A 26388-nucleotide genomic window follows, 5' to 3' on the forward strand; every position below is an offset into this window, starting at 1 on the left:
TTCTATCGTATATAGTAATAATGCTTTCTACCATCCAAATTTGTAGTGAAGACCCAGCTCAATTAGTTGTGCCACACGCCGATGTCATTCGTATTCCGTGATATCACTCGCTAGCGACTAGCTAGAAACGCCTCAATCTCTGCCTTATCCGGAATCGAGGACTGAGCGCCGTGTCTAGTTACAGCGAGCGCAGCAGCAGCAGCGGCGAATACCAGCGCTTCTTCCGTTGCCAATCCGTCTGCGCTAGCGGCAGCGTAAGCGCCGATGAATGTATCTCCCGCAGCCGTCGTATCGACCGGCTGGACGCGGAAGGCAGAGACAGCTGCCCGTGCGCCTTGAGCACTGGCATAGAAGCAGCCCTGCTCGCCCAGCGTCACAATGACGCTGGATGCGCCTTTCGCAAGGGCCCAATCTGCTGCCGTTTCGGCTGTTTCGACATCGACTACTTTCACACCGGTGACGACTGCCGCTTCCGTCTCATTAACGATAAGCGTATCCAGCAGCGAGAACAACTCTTCTGGCAGCGCCCTTGCCGGGGCTGGATTCAAGAAAGCGCGGACGCCCTTCTCCTTCGCACTGCGAAGCGCAGCAAGCGTCGTCTCCCAGGGAATCTCATTCTGCAACAGCACCGCACAAGCACCATCCCATTGTACCACGGAGGCGAGATCCTCTTCCGTGATCTGCCCGTTTGCGCCTGCAGACAAAATAATATTGTTCTCCCCCTCTTCGCTTACCGTGATGAGCGCGATGCCGGAAGTCCCTTCCTTACGCAAAACAGACTTCGCATCAACCCCCTTCTCCGATAGGGAAGCAATTAACGTATCTCCGAAGGGATCAAGGCCTACGGCGCCAATCATCACGCACGGTGCTCCCGCTCTGGCGGCAGCCACAGCCTGGTTGGCCCCTTTTCCACCGGGTACAAACTTCATGTCACTGCTATGAATGGTTTCCCCGGGCAGCGGGAATTGTTTCACATTGCTCACAACATCCATATTTACACTTCCGATAACAAGCAGCTTTTGCAAACCTACAACACTCCGTTTCTGTTTATCCTTAGTCCCATTCTCGCTTGTGACAACTCTCTCCTATGATTCGCGACAGCCTATCACCAATAACCTGCACAAGAAAATCAGCCTTTCGGGATACCGAATCACTCTCTCAAATAAATGCTAACACGGAGGGCGATCATTATACAAACCGGGAAAACCTCAAGGTGGGGATCTCATCTTTAGGTCACATAGGCTTAATTGGTCTTCTTAATAGAATGAAATCGTTGTAAACTATTAGGAGGAAAACTTAAGAGCATTCTGGAAGATCTGTCTAATACTAAATTAAGGAAAGTGAACAGCCATTCTTCCGCCGGGCACATTGGTGTACGATTTTATGATAAGGATGGAGGCATCATTGGGCTTGATGTAACAGAGGATAAAAAATATGTTACCCTATTCAAAGATGCTAGCCCTACCACCTTCTACAAAGTGTTAAAGGACGATGTTCAATTTCTGCAGACGATCGAAGGTCTGGAGTGGGAAGATTCCGACTAACGGATTACAGCAGGATATGAAGGAGCGATCAAATATGAATGCGATCGAGCAATTGACGGGCGCGCTGAAGAAAGCGAACAGCATTGCCGTTCTGACTGGCGCCGGCATTAGTACAGCGAGCGGAATTCCAGACTTCCGGTCTCGTGGCGGCCTCTACGATCAAGAGCTGGATGTTGAGGCAATCCTGTCGGAAACTTATTATCACCGGCATCCCAAAACCTTTTGGGTACATTTCAAAAGCATATTTCACTTCCACGCCATTCGTCAGTACGAGCCCAACCTGGGCCATCTGTTTCTGCGCGATCTGGAGCAGACCGGCAAACAAGTTACGATTATTACGCAAAATGTTGACGGGCTGCACAGCAAAGCCGGCAGCAGCCGCATTCTTGACGTGCACGGCTCCATCCACACCGCCTATTGTCCGAAGTGTCGCACAGCTTACGGCCTGGATCATCTTCTCAGCGAGGACATACCGCGCTGCGGCAAGGATGGCTTTATTTTGAAGCCGGATGTCGTATTGTTCGAGGGTATGGTGAAGCATCTGGAGGAGGCATTCGATGCTGCCGCCAAAGCTGATTTGTTCCTGGCTATCGGAACGTCATTAAAGGTATACCCCGTTAAGGAATTGCCCCGCTACAGCGGTCAACACGGACAAGGCCGCCGAGCCATCATAAATCGTGAGACGACTGAGATGGACGGCTTATTCGACATCACCGTACATGGGGATATCGTGGAGACGTTCCAAGCTGTTCAATCGTTGTGGTGAATTTTCGCCAATCGTCCCCAATCCTGCATGAAAAAGCAGCGATTCGACATCCCTCGAATCGCTGCTTTTCGCTTTATTCACCTAAAAACTTCTTCATCAGACTATATGACTCGTTGCTCTTTCATCCATGGCAGTCCATATGCTGCTTCGGAGCAACTACCGCCGAATCATATAGTACGTGCCTAGAGAGTTAATTCGTACATTCGACAAATCGGTTATCGAAGCTTGATCGAATGCTTTGATCAGGGAGTCCATAAGCTCATCCTCCGACAGTGTCGCCGTCATCCTCACAATAATTTTGTCACCATCATCTGTCTTCAACAGACTAGCTACTTTGGACGTAAACTTATTCGCAGAATCAACCTCCAGATCGTTCACTATATAATAGTCCCTGGAATTATCAGTCGATTCGAATTGATCCAGCTCATGATCCAACCAATAACCTTCATCCACATAGAAATTCAAGGCTGTAGCCGTATCGTCACTAGAGTTATAGAGCAGATATGGAATACCGGTATTCGTCGCATTGTTCGTTGCATCGACATGAACCCAATTTCCATCGATCTTCACCTTATTCCAGGCATGCGGCACGCCTCCCATGTCCCCTGATACAACAACCGTTTCCAGTCCGGCTAGATCGCTAAGCATCTTGTACGTAGAGGCATAAGACGCGCATACGCCTACTTTCTTCACTAGAATTCCATAGGTTGTAAAAGAATCATTAAACTTCGGATCAACAGTCTGGAATCCGTTCTTCTCCGCTTCTTCCAGTGCGGCATCGTCATATACCGTATTGTCATTCAAATAATCATATAAGGCCTGATGCTTCTCTTCCTCTGACATACCTTCCTTGAAGATCGTCGTCATCAGCGTGGCTGCTTCCCCGACAATCTCCTTTTGCTTGCGGATAATCGTATCGCGATCATCCTCATACCCGATGAATAATGTAAGCGACTTATAATCATAGCCATATTGCTTAACGCCTAGAATCATCGGATTCTGATAGATTACCTTGCTGAGTACATCCGACAATGTATCGAAGTTTTGCGCCTCCGGGAATGCCTTCATCGACAATTGCTCCTGTCCGTCAATCAGACCAAGGGCAAGATATTCTTCGATAGCTGAATCGGCATTAACCGGCACATCCGCAATAATAGCAGGTACTGTCAGCGTCTGGGCGTTTCCTTCCCCTACCGTTTTGTCCGTATTATCCCTTTGGGCTGCAACGACCTCCGTTCCGTCATCCTCCACAGGCGCGTCTGCAATAATCGTTGGGACACTCGGATCCGGCACATGATCCGTCGTGTTGCTAGGAGGAACATAACCGCTTGCTTCCTTCTCCGTTCGCTCGGACAAGGCATCAAGCTCTTCCTTCGTAATGGAATTAACGATAATGAAACCGCTGAAGGCTGTACCATCAATTGTATGTTTAATAACGGCCGATCCATTGCCTTCAATGACGACATCGTCTGTCAAATAATTCATTCGACGAGGCACGATCGATCCATCTATAAACTTCACATCAATCGTTTCCGGCAGTTCCTTTACCGTCGGGTAGCTTGCATAGACAATACTTTCCGTCATTTGCGACGGCAATCGCTTGGATAATGGAACTGTATTTACCGGCTTGCTGAAGCCGGATTCCTTGTCTCCCGCAATAGCGGTAACATAATATTCACCGTCGACCATACGATTCTGAGCGCTAATCATGTTGCTTCCATCCAAAGCCGCAGTAATCAGCAGTCCGCCTTCGCCATCCTGCATAAAGTCGTTGAATTCCGTCTCAGTTACCTCAGCCAGCAATCTCGGGCCAGGGCCCACATAAGCTTCCTCCGCGCTACTCAAGGGCAGATTGGAGTGAGTATCCAGAATCGGCTTCATACGCTTATAGACCCGGTAGCCTTCCGCACCCTCTACCTCATTCCAAGACAGCTGCAAGCGGCCTGTAGGATCAATCGTGTACTGAAGCGTCGGGACAGGCAGATCCGATTTCACAGTAAACGGAATGACCAACGGCTTCTCCAGCTTTGTCGGGGTTGTGGCATCCATGTCATAATTAATGCGAATATAGTAGATTGGCGCACCGCCCCATGTCGAAGCACTGTTCTTGCTCATAGTCTCCGTCTGCATAATGCCGGAATGCGGTTTAAGCGATACGCTTGTTATCCCATCCTTCTGTTCGTCCCAGGCAAAAGACAAGATTATGCTCTCCGGAAGCGCCTTCTGATCGGTATGTACGGAGACCAAATCATTAGCTAAAATCCCTGATCCAACAAGTTCAAAATTAAAGTCAAAAATAAACTCCTTATCCTGCTCCACATTGTAAATAGGCATAATTGACTTCTCTTGATCTGATCCATATTTCTTTTTCAAATCCAGAACAGTTACTCCGGAAGCAAACTCCACGTCCACAACCTTCGTACTCTCCGGTTTCGTTGACCGATCTCCCTCATTACTTGTCTTACATGCCGTTAATACAAGCATGAATGCCAATAATAAAAATAATAATCTCCGCAACATCCTAGCCCCCTATTTGACTGTCTATATAAAGATCTGTATCCGCTTGACCCTTTTCCCCATAAAAACGTGCTACATTCTCTAGCAATTCACCCGGCTCGCATGCCAGCAGCCTGAATGGAATATGTACTTGCCCATCACTTAATCCTTTGTTAAAGAGAATCAGCAACCTCTTGAGCCCGCTATAACGATTGATCATAAGCTTCCGGTCATACGTATGGATGACGAGAAAAACCCAGCCCTGCAGCTGTTCAATTCCGATATGCTCAATCTCCTCCCATCGAATCAATCCTCCGGACATATAAGTGGACCGATCGAGAATACCTTTCTCGGACAAGGTAAGCACAGGGGAAGCGGCCAGTAAGATTCTCATGTTATAAATAGCAACGCCAACAAAAATAATTGCAATGAGACTGCCGATTAGTCCTATTCCAATGTCGCCGTTGCTCCAAGCCAGACCAATCAAATATAGCCCGATCAATACCCCTGCAATGCCCAAAATAGACATAACAATGAGACGACCGCGCTTTCTGTAATAACCAAATTCACTCATATTCATGTCTCCTTTGTCCTATGACCATGTACCCATGAACGAGACTAGCATATATTCCCTATGAATTCAAAGGTTTTCTCGACATATTTCGGGATTTTAGGAGATTTAAACCTACATTGATGGACCGAAGTTCTTATGAAAAAAATTCAAAGACTAGCAACCGAGACTGCCCTCTGTGAAAATGCTGTAAGAAACAAAAAAAAGACCAATCATGGTTTTTAACCATAATCGGTCTGTTCAGAGTAACGGCAATCTTCAAGATTATTTGGCGAAACTATGATGTCCAATCGTTACGATAACTTTCAGATTAGACCAGAATTCACCTTTGGATACCTTCGGATTGAAGAAATAAACCGCATCCTCCACGTTGTTCTTACCGTTTAAGGCATCCTTGGCAGCCCGCAGGACGCTCTCATTAGGCTTGCTCTTATCGAGCTGTCCATTGTGGGCTGGCGGGAACTGCTTGCCGGAGTAAATAACTCCCTTCACCGTATTCGGGAAACGTGAGTCCTTCACCCGATTGAGGATCACATTGGCGACGGCCAGTTGTCCTGCATAGGACTCATAGCCAGACTCTACCTGTGTAATCTTCGCCAGCAGCGTCATATCCTCTTCGGTAAAAGCCTGTGCCTTGTTCTTCAACACGGAAGGCATCACCACGCGCAATTTCGTACCAGCCTTAATCTCGTCCTTGTCATCCAGGCCATTACGCTCCAGCAGCTTCGCCTTGCCATGTCCAGTTTCCTTGGCAATCTCGGCCAGACCAAATTCCTCTGTCACAACTGCCGGTTTCACCGTCGTCAGCTCTGCCGTATCCGTCTCTGCATCCCACTTCACCGTGGCATGAAGCAGTTCAGCTACATAGCGCAGAGGAATGTACATTTTGCCGTCAGCCAGGAACGGCGTCTCCTCCAGCTTATAGCGTTCCTCATTAAAGTAGACGGTAGGCACTTCGTTGCCGAGTACGATCGTATCACCCAATAATGTATGTATCGTTGCTTCTTCGTTCTTCTTATCCCATTTCACTTTCGCGCCGAACATCTCTGCCACTCGCGCCACGGGCAAATAAATTCGTCCGTCTTGCTTGCGCACTGGTTCTTTTATGTCCACTGCTTCTCCATCGAGTGTGATTGTGATGCTCTTCGTAACCTGCGGTATATCCGCCGCCACGACCGAAAGCGGTCCGACGCAAAGCAGCAGCATCGCAATGAATACCATAAGCGTGCGCTTGCCGATCGGCATGCTTCTTCTGATCATAGTAACCTCCCGTTTCAATTGGAACCGTGCGGAACCTGTTATCCATGCTCTCCGGAGATTATATCACAGCTCAAAGCGCTTACAGGATTAACGTTTTCACAGAATTGGCTATTTTTGCGTCCATTTTGCGAAAAATCAGACGTTTTGGACCGCTGGGCGGCCCTCTTCTCACCGTTTATAACGCGAACGCTACATGCTCTTCGCCTCTGGATCCAGCCCTCTGACCCTCTCCAAATAAGCCGTCACCGACTGTTCTTCTTCCAACGGGTAAAGGAAATCCAGCTCGCTGGCCACATCCTGAGCCGTCTCTCGGAACAATTCAACCATCTGGAACAGTGCTGTCCACACGCTTTTATACGTACCTGCCGGATAAGTCAGTATTAGCTTCTGCCAGCTTTCTTCCGGAATGTAGCGGTCCAGGAACTTTCCGTTTTTGCCGACGCTTAGTGAAAAATTTGTCCGAATGCCCGCCTGCCACTCCAGCATCTTCACCAGCATAGGTCGCATCAAATTGTTCAAATGATCCTGGGCGTACAGCATTTCCTTCCGCCACAGCCCCTTGGCAACATACGTCGCTACCCACCAGAACTCATTGCAGCAATCTGCAAAAAACGCTGCCGATGGTCGTTTCACCCAGTAATCGATATCCGTCGAAGGCGGCACATCAGGGAATAGACCGTCTTTATCCAGCAGAACCTGCATCAGCTTGTCTTCCTTCACATAATCGTCCTTCTCCTCAAGCGGAATAAGCGTCATGTCGATACGGTTGCCGTCCTTGAACAGCATCAAATAGGAGAAACGATTGCCTAGCTCCGGGGGAAACATCGCCATTGCCTCCGGCATTTGCATGATGATTCTCTCTCCGAACGCATCAACCCAATCCGGCTGATCGATATACGACTGCATATCCTTCACATGAAAGCTGATATCGTAATCGCGAAATAAATCTTTGGGTACGTTAGGATTCGTCCTGGAACCTTCCAACGTCACCGCCCTAACTCTCTCATCGTTCTCTGCCATGCCAAGAACCAGGCTCATCATTTCTTGCTCGCTTCTCATTTCTCTCCCTCTCCTTCTTCTATTCGTCTCCCAATTGACCCTATTTCTATGCTACCATAAAGAATACTAGTCAACGAAGGAGGCGCATCATGTCTTATTCTGATACAAGTGCGTCCAACGAAAGCTATTCTCGGCTGCGAGCGGACTGCGAACGTTGTTTCGGCCTATGCTGTACGGCATTGCCATTCGCAGCATCGGCTGACTTCGCTATCGACAAGGCCGCAGGACAACCTTGCTCGAATCTGCAAGCGGACTACCGCTGCGGCGTTCACCGCGATCTGCGAAAGCTGGGCTTCAAAGGCTGTACAGTCTACGACTGCTTCGGCGCGGGCCAGCAGATATCCCAGGTCACCTTCGGAGGCCGCGACTGGCGCAAGCAGCCGGAATCGTCAAAGCTCATGTTCGAGGTGTTCCCCGCCATGTGGCAGCTTCATGAGCTGCTCTGGTATATGAATGAGGCACTATCCCGTCTAGAAGCGGCCGAGATTCATCCCGAGCTGCAGGCAGCAATTGCCGAGACCGAGCGTCTCATCTCCCTCGATGCAGACTCGCTGCTCAAGCTGGATGTGTCTAGCTGGCGGGCGGAAGTGAATCAGTTGCTGCTTCGTGCCAGCGAGCTCGTCCGGCAAGACGAGCTGAGTCGGATGAAAGGCTCGGCTGCCCGCAGGAAAACGTATGGCCGCGGAGCAGACCTTATTGGCGCCAACTTGAAGGGCGCCGATCTGCGGGCAGCCAATTTGCGCGGCGCTTATATGATTGCCGCCAACTTAAGCAAGGCCAATTTACGAGCAGCCGACCTCATTGGCGTTGACTTTCGGGACGCCGACCTGCGTGGTGCCGATCTGTCTGGCAGCCTCTATCTCTCGCAAGCCCAGATCAATTCGGCTAAGGGCGATGCCTCTACCCGCATACCGCCAACGCTAATACGTCCGGCGCATTGGAGCTAGCGCGAACAGGCAGCGGAATCATTCCGCTGCCTGCTGCATTTATATCATCTATCCATACGCACGCTTCCGATCATCCTGGCCCTCCAAGTCGCCTTTATGGCGATCCCTGTAGTACTAATCCTTCAGACCGGCTTTTGCAGTCATTTCGGTCGATTTGAACTCCTCCAGAAAGACCCGCAGCCAATCCTCTCCGTAATCAAGCGCACCCATATCGTTCGGTACAAACATCACATCGAGACCCATCACCCACCAGCGGCGTACCACAGTGAAGAGCTCCACCGCCGCTTCATCGTATTTCGAAAAATCCCGAATAGAGCGGTAGCCCGCAAGCACCGCCTGCCATAATAATTCCTGATTGGCTTCCGGCTGTCTCTTGCGCACGCGAACCTGCGCCAAATCATAAGCGCGCCAGCCCGGCACCGCCCACTCAAAATCATAATGTACAAAGCCACTGCTATTCTGAAATGCATTGTTATTGCCATGCATATCACCATGACAAAGTCCCCAATCCAGCCCTTGCTCCGCAGCCTCACTCACACGAGTATGCAATTCACGGGCAAATCTCCGCAGAAATGGCACTGCCTTATGTTCTTTGCCAATATGATGAATGATTCGCTGCAGAGGTTTTTCGATAAGGAAATCTGTATCTAGGAGCATTCTGGGTTGCCACAGCTTTACGTTGTCCATCGCGGCATGCAGCTCCGCAGCCGATTTGCCGAAGGCAAAGCAAGAAGCTTCGTCCATTAGCCCGTTCTCCGGTAGATCCATATAGCGGAACAACACAGCAGCACGCCGTCCTTCCGGCGCATCCAGTATGGTATACCATCCGCCATCTCGCATCGCGATTGGCTCCGCAACAGCAGTGCCCGCCCCTTGCAACAAAGTAGTTAACTGTATCAACATTTCCGTCTCGTATGCCACATCTGCCTCAGCAATCTCAGTTCGATAGATTCGAAGAATGTACAGCCCACTCTCCGCACGTACCCGGTAGGTATCATTCAGTCCCCGAAGCCAGTATACACATTCGCTCCATGGCCCCAGATCATACTGTCCGCTTAGCTGTGCCGCCAAATAACGGGGATTCAGGACAGAACGAAGCGCCAGCGTTTCCTCATACACGACATTCACCTCATGCCAATTTTAACACTATTGTAAAGTAACGCTTCATCCAGCGGTTGGTAGAGTCTGGATATAACTAATATTCCCGGCAAACGTGCTTATCCTGTAAGCTCTGACCATTCGGTCATCTCTATCATTCATATTCATGGAGTCGCTTCACTTCATCCTTTAAATTCAAAGAGTTCAAGCTATCCGCTACAATCTCTCGAATCTTCTCTTCATGCCATAGAACAAAGTTCAGTTGGAGATCACGAACCATAGCCAGCTTCGAAACTGCAGGAGCTTTGCTCATATACTGTCTCAGTTCGTCTATATTGAGGTCTTCATCTTTATGGACGTAATACGGAATATGGACCTCGCCTTCCTCGAATTCGCCGATTACGCCAAGCAAGTCCTGCGTCTTAACGGCAACTCTCTCTTGGCGCTGCTGGTCCAGACGATCCAAATGCCTGTACGGATTCTCGATATGCGGCAATGTAATACGCTCTTTTATCAACCGAATAATAGCCTCTTTCCGCTGTATCTTTTCTTCCGTTGGTCCGTAAGGTGACGACTCCTCATCCTCCTTCCAACGTTGCTTCGCGGCACGGTAATCCTCTTCCGTTGCGAAAGTATTGTAGAACAGTTCCTCATCTGTCAACGCAATGCTCAGAAACTCTTTAATGTCAGAAGCGATGATTTTAGTAGGACCGTCAAAATTCATCGGACTCACACAGACAACAGGCGCCTGCTCCAAGTCATCCACCGTGCCAAATTCGGTCAGAAAACCGTAATGGATGCCGTCCATCCCAGTTGAGCCAAATACCACGACGTCACAAGGTGTATTAAAATATCTCAAAGTGGTTAGTTCCAAATAAAAATTCAACCCCAGATAAAACTGATCATCCCCGCCAAGCTCGTCCTTCAAGCGAATAAGTTCCTGTAGGGTTGGCGGCACGTCATAGGAACCGAAATTGCGATTTTCCATCTCCATCCATCCTTCTCCTGTTAGATAATTGTATTAACGAAACAACGGTAAATGAAGTAACAAATTTTTTATGCGGCTAACTACTTTTCAAAAGAAGGAAGCCGTCCTAGGAACATGATCCAAGGACGGCTTCAAGTCTTTATTTGCTAGCCAAATTAAAGGTATATTCCGTTGTTTTATTGCCGAGAAACAGATAATGCTCCAGCAATAGCTTGTTGTCTTTAATCTCGATGACTTTAAGGCCGTCCCATTGATAGAATTCTGGGCTGAATTGATCAAGCGATTGATAGATTTTCCAATGTTCTTCATCCAGTAAAGCTTTAGCGAGCAGTGTCGTCTCTTTGGTCTTGCGGTCTACGAGCGTCAGCCATCCTGTCCTCTCCGGACGCACGACCATATAATGATCGTCGTACCACTCCACCTGGAAGTTGTCATCCTCGTAGCCCGTAATAGCTTTCAGATCGTATTCGCCTACCAATTTCCCATCCAGATTCACTTCGTAGAGATTTGCACCGTTCATAAGGAGAGCATGATTGCCTTTCGATCTGGCAATATTTCGATTCTGATGTCCAAAATTATACGCCTTAGCTTCCAGTACCAACTTATGATTGACAAGTACCATCTTGAAAGTGTTGCTATGTACACTAGGTTCTCCATAGTTGTCGTACACTTGCAGAACCTTTACCTTATCGGATAACGAATCAATCGTAAATTCCGAATAACCCAGCACCTCAGCCTTCGTATCCGAAATTAGTTTGACGGAATCAGCATTCTCTGCCACATAGAGCTTGCCATTTTTCTTTTCCAGCCAATAGGCCGCTGCGCCCTGCACGGCATACACATACTTGGCTTCCAAGTCGAGATTCACGCGGCGTTCCTTGTCATGCCAGGCTACCTTCGCACCAAACGCTTCGCCGATAAATCGGATCGGCACATAGACCACGCCATTTTTATTGTAAGGAGTCGTTCTCATGGCCATATTTTTGCCGTTAACTTTCGCCTGCTTGCTGCCCAGCGTCAGCTCGATTCGCGTCTCCGGATTCGTAATGACAATGCGCTTGCCTTCCGGAATCCAGGTCGTCTTGCTGTTTAGCAATGTTCCAATTTCCCTTAAGGGCAATAGTGCAGATCCATTCTGCAGGATCGGCAAATGATTCAATTCGACGGGCTCCCAGTTATTTTTGGTAACGGTAATCGCCTTTGCTGCCGCGCGAGCCGTCTCCGGCCATGTATAGACGCCTGTTGCCAGTAAGGCAATGGACAGCATAATTGTTAATATTCGCTTGCTTGATTGCATACATTTATCCTCCAATGATTAAGAAAATTCCCACTTTAGTTAGACGCTTACTCCCATCATAAAGTTACCTTTTTTGGAATTGTTTTTTGGAAATCAGCTGTATAGCTCAGCATTAAAAAGGCTATCGCTCATATACGATTCGAGGCGTTATCGCCCATTCTTCCCTCCATGTGCTTGGTATCAACCCCATACAAGAACTCTGCGTAATTATGAATTTCTGATACAAACAAAAACCTCAAAATCCACCGTGCAGTGGAATTCAAGGTCCTTTGGCGCACGAACCCGCGTGGGCTGCGACCTGCAAGGGATTGCCCGATATGGACGGCGTTCTTATTTCAATCCACGCACCCGCGTAGGGTGCGACCTATTATCCGCTCAGGATTGCTCTGGCCGACTGATTTCAATCCACGCACCCGCGTAGGGTGCGACTTCCGATCCCGCTTCCCCGCCTTACATTCGAAGCATTTCAATCCACGCACCCGCGTAGGGTGCGACTCTTAGCTCCTTCAGCATTGACGGCGCGCTGGAGATTTCAATCCACGCACCCGCGTAGGGTGCGACCCGTCATCTCGCATTTGCAGCTTATTGGCCCAAGATTCAATCCACGCACCCGCGTAGGGTGCGACTGTAGCTGCATTCGTTCTATTGGGTATCGCGATATTTCAATCCACGCACCCGCGTAGGGTGCGACCCCTTTATACGATCAGCTAGTGTTAGTTTATTAAATTTCAATCCACGCACCCGCGTAGGGTGCGACCTTGCAATGGTTGGACGAATTCGACAAATATGTTGAATTTCAATCCACGCACCCGCGTAGGGTGCGACACCATAGTGTAATATTGGTTATAGAGAGGAGGTATTTCAATCCACGCACCCGCGTAGGGTGCGACCTGTCCAACAAATACGACCTAACTTTCGAAGGTATTTCAATCCACGCACCCGCGTAGGGTGCGACTTTCCTCCTCTTCGGCTGCTACTGTCCTCATATGATTTCAATCCACGCACCCGCGTAGGGTGCGACTTATCCCTCTCTGCTACAATGCGAGTGAATGCCTATTTCAATCCACGCACCCGCGTAGGGTGCGACCTCTTATGCTAAATGCTTCGAATGTCATTTTCATATTTCAATCCACGCACCCGCGTAGGGTGCGACAGCGATTTTCAACCTATAAGGAGCAACTCATTCACTTTAATGAAACATATAATCATTATAATGATGTTTACTATCATTTTTCTATCTTTTTCATATCGCTTAACTTTTTTTAGACTTATCCGGAGGTGCGAATCTCCCAGGGATTTTATGTTCGCTTCACATTCGCACTAGGACATATCGCCCCACAACATCGAGAAGTCTCAATTCAAGTTGCGTGTAGTAACAGCTTCTCCCGTGTTCTAAGACAACGCAGACGAATGAAGAATTTGCTCCAGCTTGCGGGACAGCAACTGCAGTAGTTGCTCACTTTCGCTATGGATAAAGAAGTGATCGCCGGGCAGCATGTAGAGCTCGAATGCTTCTCCTGTCTGAGTCTCCCAAGCTTGCATATCTTCCTCCGAGATGCCAGTGTCAGCCACACCGCCGAATGCGGTCAAAGCACAGGCAAGCGGCGAACATTCTTCATACGCATACGTATCGCATAACTGCATGTCCATGCGAATCGTCGGCAGATAAAGCTCCATCAGCTCGTCATTTTGCAGCAAAGCTTCCGGAGTGCCGTTCAGCCGTCTAAGTTCCTCTTTTAATTCCTTATCGGACAGCAGATAGCGTTCACGATCTGTTCTCGGCAGCTGTACGGCCTGGAAGGCCGACACAAACAGATGCTTGAGGCTGCCGGGAAGGGTACGCTCCAGCCTCTTCGCCGATTCGTAAGCGAGCATCGCGCCCATGCTATGGCCGAATAAGACAAACGGCTTGTCTTCCAGATAAGGAATTAACGCAGCCAGTATGGGCTCTATATTCCCAGTGAGATCGCCGATAGGCTTATCCAAGAATCGACTGCCACGTCCCGGTAACTGAATCGCCACAACCTCGATCTCTGACGATAATGCCGTCGGCCAATCTCGGTAGATAGCCGCGCTGCCTCCCGCATAGGGGAAGCAGACCAGACGCAGGCGGGCATCCGGTCTCGGATTCGGGATATGCAGCCAAGAACTGTCCATGCTTTGTGGATTCATAACGGGCTCTCTCCAATCATGATAGGGATGCTACGGGCTGTTCATTCCATGTCTTCATGCGCGCAGCAAGCCCTGCAATGGTCGGCTGCTCGAACAACACCCGAAGCGGCTGCGGACAGCCCGTATCGGCTTGAAGCCTGACCATTAGCCTCACGGCCAGCAAAGAATCGCCGCCCAACTCGAAGAAGTTGTCGAAGACGCTTACGGATTCCAGGTTCAGCAGCTCCACCCAGATTGCAGCTATTCGGGCCTCCATCTCCGTTCGAGGAGGAATAGCTTCGATCGAGCAAGCGACCTCTGCGAACTCTACGCTCGGCAGCTCCTTGCGATTGATCTTGCCGTTCGCCGTAAGCGGCAGCGCATCCAGCACCATATGGTAAGACGGAATCATATAGTCTGGTAGCTTATTCGCCAGATAACGGCGAATCTCCTCTTGATCCGTCGTCCCTTCTTGTTGAAGAACCAAGTAGGCAACCAGCTTCCTCTGCCCCCCTACACCCGCCACGGCCACGACCGCCTCACGAACTTGCGAATGCTGGACGAGAGCCGTCTCAATCTCGCCTAATTCAATGCGGTAGCCCTGAAGCTTGATCTGGAAGTCTTCCCTGCCCATGAATTCAATATTGCCGTCCGGCAGCCATCTTCCAATATCGCCAGTCCGGTAGAGCCGCTCACCGGTACGTGGATGTATAACGAAGCTTGCCGCCGTCTTCTCCTCATCTCCGTAATAACCCTTGGCCAGGCCAATGCCGCTTATATGCAACTGTCCAGGAACCCAGGTCGGGCAGGGCTCCATCGCATCATTCAACACATGCATACCTTGATTACGCATCGCCCTGCCATACGGAATACTGGACCAACCAGGTTCCACATGATCAATCGGATATAAAATGGACCAGATTGAAGCCTCCGTCGCGCCTCCCAGGCTGATCAACTCTACGTCCTCGCTTAATGCCCGAATCGCTTCCGGCAAAGCCAGCGGAATCCAATCTCCGCTCATGAGAACAAGACGGAGCTGGTTGTTCAGCCTCTCCTTCTGCCCAGAAGCGAATTCCACCAGCATATTCATCAAGGCTGGTACCGAATTCCATATCGTCACTCTTTCCTTACGCATCATATAGAGCCAATGCGCAGGATCTTTACGATGCTCTGAATCCGGTATAACGATCGTCCCTCCCGCTGCCAGCGTCCCGAACAGGTCATAGACTGAAAGATCGAAGCTAAGTGCGGACAAGGCAAATACTCGGTCTGAACGAGACACGTTAAATCGTTCATTCATATCCCATATCGTATTTGTCGCGCCCCGGTGATCGATCATGACGCCTTTCGGCCTCCCTGTCGAACCGGATGTATAGATCACGTAAGCCAGATCCTCCGGCTGCTGAACCGAATCCAGCGGATCATCCTGGAGACGCGGCAATCCATCATATTCCACGCCTATGCAGATCCGTTGCTCACCGAGCCAATTCAACTTCTGCTCCAGCCACGGCTGCGTAAGCACGATCTCTACCTGACCCTGCTCGATCAAAACATTCACGCGCTCCTGCGGCATATCCGGATCAATCGGCAGGTAAGCCGCCCCGGATTTCAACACAGCGAGTACAGCCGCAGCCTGCTCCCAGCCTTTCTCCATTACAATGGCGATCAACCGATCAGGAGCCGCACCTTCCTTGCGCAACTGACGTGCATACCGATTGGTTAGCCGATTAAGCTCGCCGTAGGTAATCTCGAACTGGGAAGTCGCTATCGCGATATGTTTAGGATCAAGTCGTGCTTGCTCGCTGAACTGTTCATGCAGCAGCGGAGTTGTCCTGTTTGCGGCCATGATGTCCGGCATTTCGAGGCTTGTATGCCTCTCCTTCAGTTCTTGACCGCTAGCTGCTGCGGAAGGCCCAAAGAGCTGTGGAGCAGACGTCCCCGCCAAGTCCGGCTCCTGAGTTCTGCCAGTGCTTCCTTGTTCCTGCGGATGAATAACCCATCCCTCATGCCAGATATCATCCTGATGGGCAAGCCGATGCAGCAGTCCAAAATAAGCGGCGAACATGTCCTCCAGCATACCTTCCGGGAACAGCTCGCGGACAACATCCCAGTTGCAATACAGCACGTTATCGTCTTCCCACACGCCGCAGTCCAGCCAAACTTGAGACGTCTGCGTAATGCTGTAGAACGGCTTCAGATCGAATCCGCTGCTCTTACGATCCGGGATAGGCAGCGTCAGTGCGCTCGTGAAGACAACCGGCATAAGCGCCCTGGTCAATCCGCCCTGCGCACGGCTTAGCTCGCGCAGCACATGAACGCCGCTCACATGATGATGCTCCAGATCATTCCATAGCTTCTGCTGTGTCCTTCCAGCCCGGTCGACGAAGTTGATGCCATCACGGTGATCGATCTCCAGCAAGGTCAAGGAGGTGAATTCGCCCACGATATCGTGAACCTGTGGATGAATCTGAAGACGATTCAAGAAGGTCAGATTCAGACAGAAGCTCCTATTCTTGCTCCAGGTTGCCAGCACTTCGGCAAAGGCTGACAGCAGTACGCCGGAAGCCGTCAGCCCCATACGCGTAGCCTTGGACTTCAGTCGGCTCCAGACGTCAGCGTTCAGACGGTTATGCAGTCTTGTGAAGTACGGGTTCTTAAGCGCCCCCGGACTCTTCGCCATAGGAAGCTCGGGCGCCGGCGGCAAGGAAGGAATGTGTTCCTTCCAATAAGCTAATGATTTATGGTAAGCCTCTGTCTCCTTCAAGCGGGCCTCCGCATGCACATAATCCCGAAACGTGAGATCTAGCTCAGACAAAGCGGCATCCGGGTTCTGATGAAGCTGAGAAAGCTCCTTGAGCAAAATAACATAGCTCCAGGCATCGAATATAAGTGCATCCGAACTGAGATGGATGCGAGCCCGGCCATGGTCAAGCAACGTCAAGCGCAGATCGAATACAGGCCATTTGTCTGTCTTCAACATCTGATGGGACATCTCATCCCGCAGCGCTGCAATCGCAGTCTCGGCATCCTCTGCCGATTGTCCCCGCATGTCGAGAATGGCAATCTCATAATCCGGCACATGCTCCAGCACCTGCTGCATGCCGTCCTCCGTAACGATCGCGCGAAGCATATCATGCCGCTGTATCAGCCGATTCCAGGCCAATTGGAAGCGGTCCGTATCGATAGGCTCAACCTCCAGCTCGTCATAGCTATGAGTAGATACATTGCCCATCTCGAATGCTTCATTGCGCCCGATCCAATAAGCCTGCTGCACCTCTGTCAGCGGGAACTTCTCGAACCTTCCATTGGGATCCCTCTGCAGCTCCGGCAGAGCTTGCACCGCATCCTCATAGCTTTGCCGCTGTCCGCTCTTCTCCGCAATAACTGCTGCCAACTCCGCAATAGTCGGGGCCTGGAACAGTACTTGCAGCGTCAAGTCCACCTGGAACAACTGACGGATCGAGGCTATCAGTTGAATAGCGAGAAGTGAATGGCCGCCGTTGACGAAGAAATCCGAATGAATGCCCATTCGTCTTACCTGGAACAGCTCCGCCCATACGCCCGCCAGCTTCTCTTCAATTAAGGTTCGGGGCGCTGCGTAAGAGCCATCCTCTTCCGATAGCAAGGTAGGAGCAGGCAACGCGCCACGATCGACTTTTCCGTTGGCCGTCAACGGGAGATCATCCAATACAACGAAGGAGGCCGGAACCATATAATCCGGCAAGCTCAGCTTAACGGCGCTTCGCAGTCTATCCGTATTGACCGTCATACCCGTCTTCGGCACGATCCAAGCAGCCAGCAGCCGATCCTCCCATACTTGTACGACGGACTCCCGAACGGACGGATCACGGTTCAGAGCCGTCTCGATCTCGCCCAGCTCAATTCTGTAGCCGCGCAGCTTCACTTGATTATCCATTCGATTCAGAAGCTCGATATTGCCATCAGGCAAATAACGAGCCCTGTCTCCCGTTCGATACAGAAGTGCTCCTTCATTACCGCTGATCGGATGAGGAACAAAGCGCTCCGCCGTCAAAGTCGGACGATTCCAGTATCCTCTTGCCAGGCCGCGTCCGCCGATATAAAGCTCGCCCGACACTCCGACTGGAACAGGCTGCCCCTCGGCATCCAACACATAGGTATGCTGATTAGGGAAAGGCCTGCCAATCGGAATCAGCTGATTCGGCGACATCGCCGCGACATCACCTTCGAAATAAGTGCTGTCGATCGTCGCCTCCGTCAATCCATACGAATTGATCAGTCGCGTGTGGGAGCCGCAAAACCGTCTGAAATGCTTGTACTCATGCACATACCAGCGATCCGAGCCGATGCACAATACACGCATAAAATCCAGCTTTTGCGTCGACTCCTCCAAATAGCGAATCAAATTCCGGAATACGGCCGGCACAAACTCCGCACAATCGACTCGTTCCCTCTTCATCAGCTCATACAGACGCGGTGCGTCCAGCATCGTGTCCTTTTTCAGCAGCACAAGCTTGGCCCCGGAACATAATGCCCGAACCCAATCCCCTGTAAATACATCGAAAGAAAAGCTCGCCATCTGCAAGTGGACTCTGACATCCGACCGAAGACGATAAGCATCCTCCCAGCCGTAATAGGCGTTGACAAGGCTCGCATGGCTTACCATCGTCCCTTTGGGCTGTCCTGTCGTTCCGGAGGTGTAGACAAGATAGGCCAGATCTTCCTCCGTACTGGCTAGCTGGAGGTGTATACCCCCTTTGGCATCTGGCATTCCCGTCTCTGCTTCGTCAAGCAAAAGCACGGACAGAGGACGGTCTGCGAAACGCGCCGCCAGTGATTGCTGTGTCAGCATGACAGAGAGCTGGGCATCCTCTATCATGTAATCCATACGCTCCGCCGGATAGTCCGGATCAATCGGCACATATGCGCCTCCAGCTTTCAGGATAGCCAGCACGCCTGCAATCATCTCCAGAGAACGCTCCGCGCAAATCCCAATGCGAACATTCGCAGCTACGCCCATCCCTTGAAGACTAAGCGCGATGCGATTAGCCCGTTCATCCAGCTCCCGATAGGTAAGCGTCCTGCCTTCCATGACTACAGCTGTTCCATTAGGAGTCCGTGCAGCTTGACGCTCGAACAATTGATGTATCGTCACGCCGCGCTCATAAGACTGCGCTGTATCATTCCACTGATCAAGCATGCGTTCTCGCTCCGCCTCCGCAAGCAGCGGCAATTCCGAAATACGGCATAGCTCGTTGTTTGCCACAGCCTCCGCCAGTACCTGGAAATGATCAGCCATGCGAGTGATCCTGTCGCGATCATACAGATCCGTATTGTATTCAAAGATACAAGTAGGACCGTCGGGTCCTTCGAAGATATCGAGGGATAAATCAAACTTAGATGTACCGCCGTCTATTGCTTCATATGTAATCGAGCGATCTCCACTACGAATAGGGGGAAGCGCGTTCTGGTAAGTGAACAATACTTGAAATAACGGATTATGGCTTAAGTTTCTCTCCGGCTTAATCGCCTCTACTAACCGATCAAAGGGCACATCCTGATTCTCGTATGCGCTCAATGCCGTCTTGCGCACCTCGCCGAGCAGCTCTGCAAATGTCAGCTGACCGGAGACCGACGTGCGCAGCGGCAGCGTATTAACGAATACGCCTATCGCATGCTCGGTATTCGGCAGATGCCGCCCGGAGATCGGGAAGCCCACGATAATGTCCGATACGCCTGTATAGCGGTAGAGCAGTACTTTGAATAGCGACAGCAAAGTCATGAACAGCGTAGCTTCATGATTCCGGCTGTACGTCTTCAGCGAGTTGTACAGCTCACTTGGCAGAACCAGAGTGTGCATCGCCCCGCGGAAGGTCTGCACCGGCGGGCGCGGCCGATCAGCTGGCAGCTCCAGAACCGGAAGCTCTCCTGCCAGATGGCTGGTCCAATACGCAAGCTGCCGGTTCTGCAGTTCTTGGCTGGCCCGCTCCCGCTGGGCATAGACATAATCCGCATATTGCGTCACAGGCAACGGAAGCTTGGAGAGGCCCGCTCCCGACATCAACGCTTCGTATATTGATGACAGCTCCCGGATGAACACGCCAAGCGACCAGCCGTCGAATACGATATGGTGCATCGTCAGAATGAGTTGATATTCCTGATTCTCCAGACGAACGAGGGTCGCCCACCAAAGCGGCCCGGTTCGCAGATCGCAAGGACGCTGCACATCATCGTTCACGATTCGCTCCGCTTCTGCGAATCGCGTATCCTCCGGCCATGTTCTAAGGTCGATGGAGCGCAGCGTCAGCTTGGGCGAGTCAGCAATAATCTGCACAGGCTTGCCTTCATCGCCCATGCGGAAGGTGGTACGAAGCACCTCATGACGGTGCGCCATCTCCAGCAAGCTCTCCGCCAGCAGCTCCTCCTCCCATTCGCCGAAGAGACGGAAGGCAGAGGGGATATTGTAGAATGGGCTGTGCGGGTCCAGTTCCTGCAAGAACCATAGTCGTTGCTGCGTGAAGGAGAGCGGAATGGCCTCGCCTCTCCGCTCCCTTACTGTCGGCTGTGCGGATGCCGCTTCTCCGGCTTTCTTTTTCTTAATCGCTTCCAGCAGTTGAAGCCGCTTCTCCGGCGATAATGCTGCAAGCTTATCCGTCAACTTCTCACTCATCCTTAAGCCCCCCGCCGGCTGCAACCTCTTGAAGCAGGAGTTCAACCTCTTCCAATGAGAGGGAATCTGCTTCCGATAGCAGCTCCTTCAAGTCTGCATCCAACTCCTTGATTTCGACCGCTAGCTGTGACGATAACATAACGGTCAACTGCGATACGCTTGAGCCCTTCAGCAATTCAACAACGGCGACGCTTGTGCCCAGATTCCGCTCGATCCGATTCTTCATCTCGATCGCCATCATCGAATCGAGTCCCCATAGGCTAAGCGGCTGCTCCGGCAGCAACTGCGAACGGTTAATGCGCAGAATATCCGACACGACCTCCAGCAAATACTGCTCCAGCAGATGATATCGCTCCCCAGCGTCAGCGGCGCCTTCCAACTGAGCTCGAATACCCGTATGATTACCCGCTAACGCAGAGGTTCCTCTGTCCTCCTCTGTCTGCGCCGACAAGCGCTCCAGCATGATTGGGGCAATGCCCATCGGAAAGTTCTTCTCTGCGACGACTGGCCAATCCGCAGCGAGCACTGTCGCCTGGACAAGTCTTTGTCCAAGCAATTGTTCCAGCGCTTCAAGTCCCTGCGCATTGCTCATAGGGTGGAACCCCCGATTGCCGAAAAACTCCACCAGATCCAGCTGTGTGGCCATGCCGATCTCTCCCCATGGCCCCCAGTTGATACTTACCGCAGGCAGCCCTAGCGACCTGCGGTGATGCGCCAGAGCATCGAGAAAAGCATTGCCTGCCGAGTAGTTGGCCTGTCCCGGCGATACAACAACCGATGCCAGTGATGAGAACAGGACGAAGAAATCAAGCGGTTCATCCACGAATTGACGATGCAAATTCCATGCCCCCGATACCTTCGGCTGCAGTACGTCGTTGAATTGTCCTTTTGTCATCTGCACAAGCAGCTGCGGCTTCGCCACGCCTGCCGCATGAATAATGCCGCGTATGGAAGGCCAACCCTCAAGCTCATACGTCCGCACGAATTCGGCGAGCTGGTTCGCATCTGCAATGTCGATTCCGGCTACATGCACCGAAGCTCCCATCGCTTCCAGAGAGCGAACAACAGCGATACGCTTGGCCATTGACCGATTGTCGCGCTCTGCATCCCTCCAGAATGCGCGTGGCGGCAGCTTCTCACGGCCGACCAGAATCAGGCGGCGTGCCCCGCGTTCGATCATCCACTTCGCCACAAGCTGACCAAGACCGCCGAAGCCGCCCGTTATGAGATAGCTTCCGTCAGGCCTCAGCACTGCCGGAATATTGACTATCGGATCGCACTCTTCAAGACGGGCCACATAACGTGAACCGCCTCGGAAAGCTACTTGATCCTCGCCATCCGAGTGGCGGATTTCCCCCAGCAGCTGGTCCACACCGCGATGCTCCAGGTCGACGATGCCGCCCCAGATATCCTTGTGTTCCTGATGCCCAAGCGTCCGCGCCAGCCCCCACAACATAGACTGATGAAGCGCAAGACCGTGGAAGCCAGACTTAACTGGTTGACTGTCGCTCGTAACCAGCCATAGCTTCGGCTTCCTTCTCCAGCTGCGGCTGGCGATGGCTTGAACCAAGTGCATAACGGTAATGACACCCTCCTGCTCGGCTTCTTCCAAATCCGATGGGTCTGCCTTTTCGTTCAATGCCGCATTCAGACTCCACAAATGAACAAAGCCGCGAATGTTAGCGCCTTCTTCCACGCATACAGCATCAAGCAGGCGAATAATGTCGTCAGGAGAAGCAGGATTTACACCGTATTGCCCATTGGTTTTATCCGCTCGATAAGCACGCTCCGGATACACCCGAATGCAGGAGTTGCCTTGACGAACGAATGCGTTAGCCAGTTCCTCCCCCGCGCCATGCTTGTCCATGAACAGCAGCCAACTGCCCGCCTCATCCTGATTCGTCGTTATTGCGGCTGCGAGCCGCTCCTGCTGCACCCAGTTCAGCTCGTACAATTGCTGCGGCTTATTCATAGCAGCCGATTCGTCCCGAAGCGAGACAGCACGACAACCCTGAATGTCCAGAATAAGATTGCCTGCAGCATCCATCAGCCGGATATCTCCGAGCAGTCCCGAAGCATCCTGTTCCGAGATGGCGGCATGTATCCACATCGCATCCGATAGCTTGCGATAGACATATCCCCGCGTTACGCCTACTGGCATATAGACAGAAGACGCATTCGGATCGATAGGCAGAGCTGCGGCCATTACTTGAAAGCATACATCCAGAACAGCAGGATGAATCCGGTAAGTGGACAGCTCCTCAGCCAAACTCTCGGGCACATCTATTCTAGCCAATGCTTCGTTGCGACCTTGCCATAATTGGCGAATCCCTTGAAAGGTTGGTCCATACTGAAGTCCCATCGTCTTGAAATGGCTGTAGCACACCTCGCGGGCAATCTCGATCCCGCAACGCCCTTGCAAGACGTCCAGCTCTATAGCACGGCTCTGACCATGATGCGGCCTGACATAGCCTTCCGCATGCAGCGTCCAGTCCGTATCGCCCTGGCTGCTGAATATGCTGAATCGGGAGGCATTCGGATCGAGGGTCAGTCGCAGCTTGATGCTCTCTCCCTCTCCAATAAAGAGAGCTTTCTTGAATTCAATACTCTCCGTCTGCAGAACAGCCGCTTCTTCGCCGTACAGTTCCCGCATTGCAGCGAGGCCCATCTCCACATATCCCGCACCCGGGAATACGATCGCATTCTGGATACGATGATCGTCCAGGAATGGCAGTCGGCGAGCATCCAGCTCCACCTCCCATGCCGGATAGGGCGAAGCCAAGCGGCGGCCGAGCAGCGGATGTGAGTCGACACCGATTCGATCCTGTTCGGACAACGCGGATTCATGCCAATAGCGCTGGCGTTGCCAAGGATAAGATGGATAAGGAATAAATGGCTTCTTGCCCGGGTACAGCGCATTCCAATCAATCTCGTAGCCGATTTCGTATAGCAATCCCAGCGACTCCAGCACCGTTCTCCGCTCCGGCGCGCCGCGTTTCAAGGAAGGAATGGTATGTCCTGTTCGTCCGAGCTTCATCAACGACTCTGAGATGGAGCTGGACAATACAGGATGAGGACCGATTTCCACGAATACGCTGTACCCGTCCCGAATCATATCCTGCACAGCAGATGCGAAGTAGACCGGCTCGCGCACATTCTTCCACCAATAATCCGCTTGAAGCTCCGTGCCTTCAATCCGGTGGCCCGTCGCCGTGCTATACAGCGGAACAGCTGTTGGAGACAGCTTCAAATCGCGAAGCTCTTCCAGCAACTCATTCCGCAATGGCTCCATATAATGACTGTGATAAGGAACGCTTACATGCAAGTATTTGCAGAAGATGCCCTCTGACTCCAGCTTGTCCGTCAGCGTCCGCAGCGCCTCAGGCTCACCGACCAGTGTCACTGCGCTTGGACTGTTGATAGCAGCTATGGATACCGCGCCTTCCGTGCGAGCGAGTCTCCGCTCCGCTTCCTCCAGGGAAAGCCCGATAGCCGCCATCTTGCCTTGGCCCGTCGTCTTCTGCTGCAAGCGGCTGCGATGGTAGATAACCCGGGCGGCTTCCTCCAGCGACATGGCTCCCGCGATATAAGCGGCAGCCACTTCACCGGCACTATGGCCCACAATCGCCTCCGGCACGATGCCCCATGATCGCCATAGCTCAGCGAGCGCGACTTGAATAGCGAAGTTGGCTGGCTGAGCGACCTCGGTCTCGCCCATTCGCGATTCCGGCTCCTTCGCCATCATCGCATCCAGCAGCGACCAGCCTGCGTACGCTGTGAACAGCTGATCGCACTTCTCTACCGCAGCCCGGAAGACCGGCTCCTCGCCGATGAGCTGACGACCCATCGCCCACCACTGAGGGCCCATACCCGTGAAGACAAAGACCAGCGGCGGCAGCGCAGCGGCCGAGCCGTCCCGGTTCAATCCCGTCTGCTCCGGCAAAACCTCCTGCTGGGCAATCTCGTCCAGCAGTTCTGCCCATTCTTTCTTCGTTCCCGCAACAGCGGCGACACGGATACCATGATGATCGCGGCGTCTCGCCAGCATATAACCGGCATCCTGCAAGGATGTCGCTTCTGGAGACCGATTCGACATCGTCCTCATATTCATGGCGAATGTGCGCAGCGCCTCCTCGCTTCTGGCAGACAGAGGCAGCAGCATATCCCGCTCCTCATTGCTTCCGCCCTGCTGCAGAGCAACCCCTGCCAGCTCCGGCGCTTCCTGTACGATGACATGGGCGTTCGTGCCGCCAAAGCCGAACGAGTTCACCCCGGCCAGCCGTGGTCCGTCCGTTTGCGGCCAATCGATCAATTGCTGCGGGACTTCCAGCTTAAGCTCATCGAATCGAATATTCTCATTCGCCTCAATCAGATGCAGATGGGGCGGAATTTGGCGATGCTTGAGGCAGAGAACCGCCTTGATCAGACCGGCGATGCCGGCAGCCGCCTCCGTATGACCGATATTCGTCTTCACCGAACCGATGTAGCAAGGCTTGTCCCCTTCCCTTCCTTCAGACAGGAATGCGCCAAGCGCGTTCGCCTCGATTGGATCGCCGACCGGCGTTCCTGTACCATGGGCCTCCACATACTGCACCTCGGCCGGATGTACGCCGGCTCTGCGGTATACGTCCTGCATTAACGCACGCTGGGCTTCTCCGCGCGGAACGGTAATGCCGGAGCTGTGTCCGTCTTGATTCACGCCTGTGCCCCTAATAACAGCATGAATCGGATCGCCGTCCTGTATCGCCTTCGAAAGCGTCTTCAGAACGACCATTCCGGCGCCCTCTCCACGCACATATCCATTCGCCCTGGAATCGAATGCCTTGGATCGGCCATCCGGAGACAGCATGCCCGCCTTCGACTCGGCGATAAAATAATCCGGCTTCAGCATCACGTTGACTCCACCAGCCAGCGCAAGCGTACTCTCTCCATTCCACAAGCTTTGGCAAGCCAGGTGGACCGCTACTAGTGAGGAGGAACAGGCCGTATCCATCGAGATGCTAGGACCACGGAAGTCAAAGAGATACGAGATTCGATTCGCCAGCAGCGTCATCATAGCGCCGGTCGCCGTATGCGAATCTACCAGATGCCTGTTACTCTCTGAAAATTGCAGAAGCTTGTAGTCCAATGTGAAGCCGCCCATAAAAACACCGGTATTGGAACCCTTCAGCCGTGCGGCTACCTGGCCTCCGTCCTCCAGCGCTTCCCAGCACACCTCCAGCAACAGGCGCTGCTGCGGGTCCATAAGCGATGCCTCGCGTGGGGATATGCCGAAGAAGGAGGCGTCGAAACGGTCTACCTGCTCCAGAAATCCTCCCCATTGCGTATTTGTCTTGCCTGGTTTTGATCGGTCCGGATCGTAATAAGTCGCTCTGTTCCAACGATCCTGAGGAACTTCTGTAATGCCGTCAACGCCCCTCTGCAATAGGTTCCAGAAGGCTTCGGGATTACGCGCGCCTCCGGGAAAGCGGCAACCCATGCCAATGATTGCAATCGGTTCTTTAGCATGCTGCATTTCGTTGATGTCCATTGCTTGTTCCTGTCTGTTCACCCGACCTCACC

14 protein-coding genes and 1 CRISPR repeat array are annotated in these 26388 nt (G+C 52.0%); of the genes, 3 read left to right on the top strand and 11 right to left on the bottom strand.

All coding sequences use genetic code 11. The annotated features are described in order from the left end of the window. Window positions 1–110: 110 nt before the first annotated feature. Window positions 111–1025, bottom strand: a complete 915-nt coding sequence (rbsK, locus tag DX130_RS22875; RefSeq protein ID WP_116049338.1) for a ribokinase — start codon at window positions 1023–1025, stop codon at window positions 111–113. A 315-nt stretch (window positions 1026–1340) separates the two neighbouring features. Between rbsK and DX130_RS22880 the strand changes: the two genes are divergently transcribed. Continuing rightward, window positions 1341–1544 (top strand): hypothetical protein, encoded by a 204-nt coding sequence (locus DX130_RS22880; protein ID WP_116049340.1) that lies wholly within the window; start codon window positions 1341–1343, stop codon window positions 1542–1544. Window positions 1545–1578: 34 nt separating this feature from the next. Continuing rightward, on the top strand, window positions 1579–2310 hold the full coding sequence (locus tag DX130_RS22885; protein WP_116049342.1) for an NAD-dependent protein deacylase: 732 nt from the start codon (window positions 1579–1581) through the stop codon (window positions 2308–2310). A gap of 156 nt (window positions 2311–2466) precedes the next feature. Here DX130_RS22885 and DX130_RS22890 read toward each other — a convergent pair whose 3' ends face one another. The 4 genes from DX130_RS22890 to DX130_RS22905 all read right to left on the bottom strand — a co-directional run bounded on the left by DX130_RS22890 (window position 2467) and on the right by DX130_RS22905 (window position 7696). Next, complete coding sequence (locus tag DX130_RS22890) at window positions 2467–4830, bottom strand: transglutaminase domain-containing protein (protein ID WP_116049344.1); 2364 nt, start codon at window positions 4828–4830, stop codon at window positions 2467–2469. Window position 4831: 1 nt separating this feature from the next. Then, window positions 4832–5380 carry an STM3941 family protein gene (locus DX130_RS22895; protein ID WP_116049345.1) on the bottom strand — a complete coding sequence of 183 codons (549 nt, stop codon included), beginning with the start codon at window positions 5378–5380 and terminating at the stop codon, window positions 4832–4834. Window positions 5381–5641: 261 nt separating this feature from the next. Continuing rightward, on the bottom strand, window positions 5642–6637 hold the full coding sequence (locus DX130_RS22900; RefSeq protein ID WP_116049347.1) for a cell wall hydrolase: 996 nt from the start codon (window positions 6635–6637) through the stop codon (window positions 5642–5644). A 189-nt stretch (window positions 6638–6826) separates the two neighbouring features. Next, the gene (locus DX130_RS22905; RefSeq protein WP_116049349.1) at window positions 6827–7696 is read right to left on the bottom strand and encodes an aminoglycoside 6-adenylyltransferase; all 870 of its coding nucleotides are present in this window, start codon (window positions 7694–7696) and stop codon (window positions 6827–6829) included. Window positions 7697–7785: 89 nt separating this feature from the next. On the opposite strand from DX130_RS22905, the gene DX130_RS22910 reads away from it, so the two are divergent. After that, window positions 7786–8643 (top strand): pentapeptide repeat-containing protein, encoded by an 858-nt coding sequence (locus DX130_RS22910; protein WP_116049351.1) that lies wholly within the window; start codon window positions 7786–7788, stop codon window positions 8641–8643. Between the two features lie 114 nt (window positions 8644–8757). Here DX130_RS22910 and DX130_RS22915 read toward each other — a convergent pair whose 3' ends face one another. The 6 genes from DX130_RS22915 to DX130_RS22940 all read right to left on the bottom strand — a co-directional run bounded on the left by DX130_RS22915 (window position 8758) and on the right by DX130_RS22940 (window position 26377). Then, entirely contained in the window at window positions 8758–9762 is a 1005-nt protein-coding gene (locus DX130_RS22915) for a phosphotransferase enzyme family protein (protein ID WP_116049353.1), read from the bottom strand. A 133-nt stretch (window positions 9763–9895) separates the two neighbouring features. Further along, window positions 9896–10735 (bottom strand): hypothetical protein, encoded by an 840-nt coding sequence (locus tag DX130_RS22920; RefSeq protein WP_116049354.1) that lies wholly within the window; start codon window positions 10733–10735, stop codon window positions 9896–9898. 133 nt (window positions 10736–10868) lie between these two features. Beyond that, window positions 10869–12026 (bottom strand): copper amine oxidase N-terminal domain-containing protein, encoded by a 1158-nt coding sequence (locus DX130_RS22925; protein WP_116049356.1) that lies wholly within the window; start codon window positions 12024–12026, stop codon window positions 10869–10871. 332 nt (window positions 12027–12358) lie between these two features. Beyond that, window positions 12359–13179: direct repeats of the CRISPR family, unit length 32 nt; unit sequence ATTTCAATCCACGCACCCGCGTAGGGTGCGAC. 239 nt (window positions 13180–13418) lie between these two features. After that, window positions 13419–14198, bottom strand: coding sequence for a thioesterase II family protein (locus DX130_RS22930; RefSeq protein WP_116049357.1), 780 nt, complete (start codon window positions 14196–14198; stop codon window positions 13419–13421). A 16-nt stretch (window positions 14199–14214) separates the two neighbouring features. Further along, window positions 14215–20826, bottom strand: a complete 6612-nt coding sequence (locus DX130_RS22935; RefSeq protein ID WP_116049360.1) for a non-ribosomal peptide synthetase — start codon at window positions 20824–20826, stop codon at window positions 14215–14217. Then, a complete protein-coding gene (locus DX130_RS22940; RefSeq protein ID WP_240644663.1) occupies window positions 20819–26377 on the bottom strand; it encodes a type I polyketide synthase in 5559 nt (1852 codons plus the stop codon). Before DX130_RS22940 ends, DX130_RS22935 begins: the two co-directional genes overlap by 8 nt. Window positions 26378–26388: the final 11 nt, after the last annotated feature.

The sequence above is a fragment of the Paenibacillus paeoniae genome (genome assembly GCF_003388735.1).
Lineage (GTDB): Bacteria > Bacillota > Bacilli > Paenibacillales > Paenibacillaceae > Pristimantibacillus > Pristimantibacillus paeoniae.

Coding starts and splice junctions, on each gene's coding strand:
- DX130_RS22885 (WP_116049342.1), top strand. CDS start 1,579: ATGAATGCGATCGAGCAATTGACGGGCGCGCTGAAGAAAGCGAACAGC.
- DX130_RS22890 (WP_116049344.1), bottom strand. CDS start 4,830: ATGTTGCGGAGATTATTATTTTTATTATTGGCATTCATGCTTGTATTA.
- DX130_RS22895 (WP_116049345.1), bottom strand. CDS start 5,380: ATGAGTGAATTTGGTTATTACAGAAAGCGCGGTCGTCTCATTGTTATG.
- DX130_RS22900 (WP_116049347.1), bottom strand. CDS start 6,637: ATGATCAGAAGAAGCATGCCGATCGGCAAGCGCACGCTTATGGTATTC.
- DX130_RS22905 (WP_116049349.1), bottom strand. CDS start 7,696: ATGAGAAGCGAGCAAGAAATGATGAGCCTGGTTCTTGGCATGGCAGAG.
- DX130_RS22910 (WP_116049351.1), top strand. CDS start 7,786: ATGTCTTATTCTGATACAAGTGCGTCCAACGAAAGCTATTCTCGGCTG.
- DX130_RS22920 (WP_116049354.1), bottom strand. CDS start 10,735: ATGGAGATGGAAAATCGCAATTTCGGTTCCTATGACGTGCCGCCAACC.
- DX130_RS22925 (WP_116049356.1), bottom strand. CDS start 12,026: ATGCAATCAAGCAAGCGAATATTAACAATTATGCTGTCCATTGCCTTA.
- DX130_RS22930 (WP_116049357.1), bottom strand. CDS start 14,198: ATGAATCCACAAAGCATGGACAGTTCTTGGCTGCATATCCCGAATCCG.
- DX130_RS22935 (WP_116049360.1), bottom strand. CDS start 20,826: ATGAGTGAGAAGTTGACGGATAAGCTTGCAGCATTATCGCCGGAGAAG.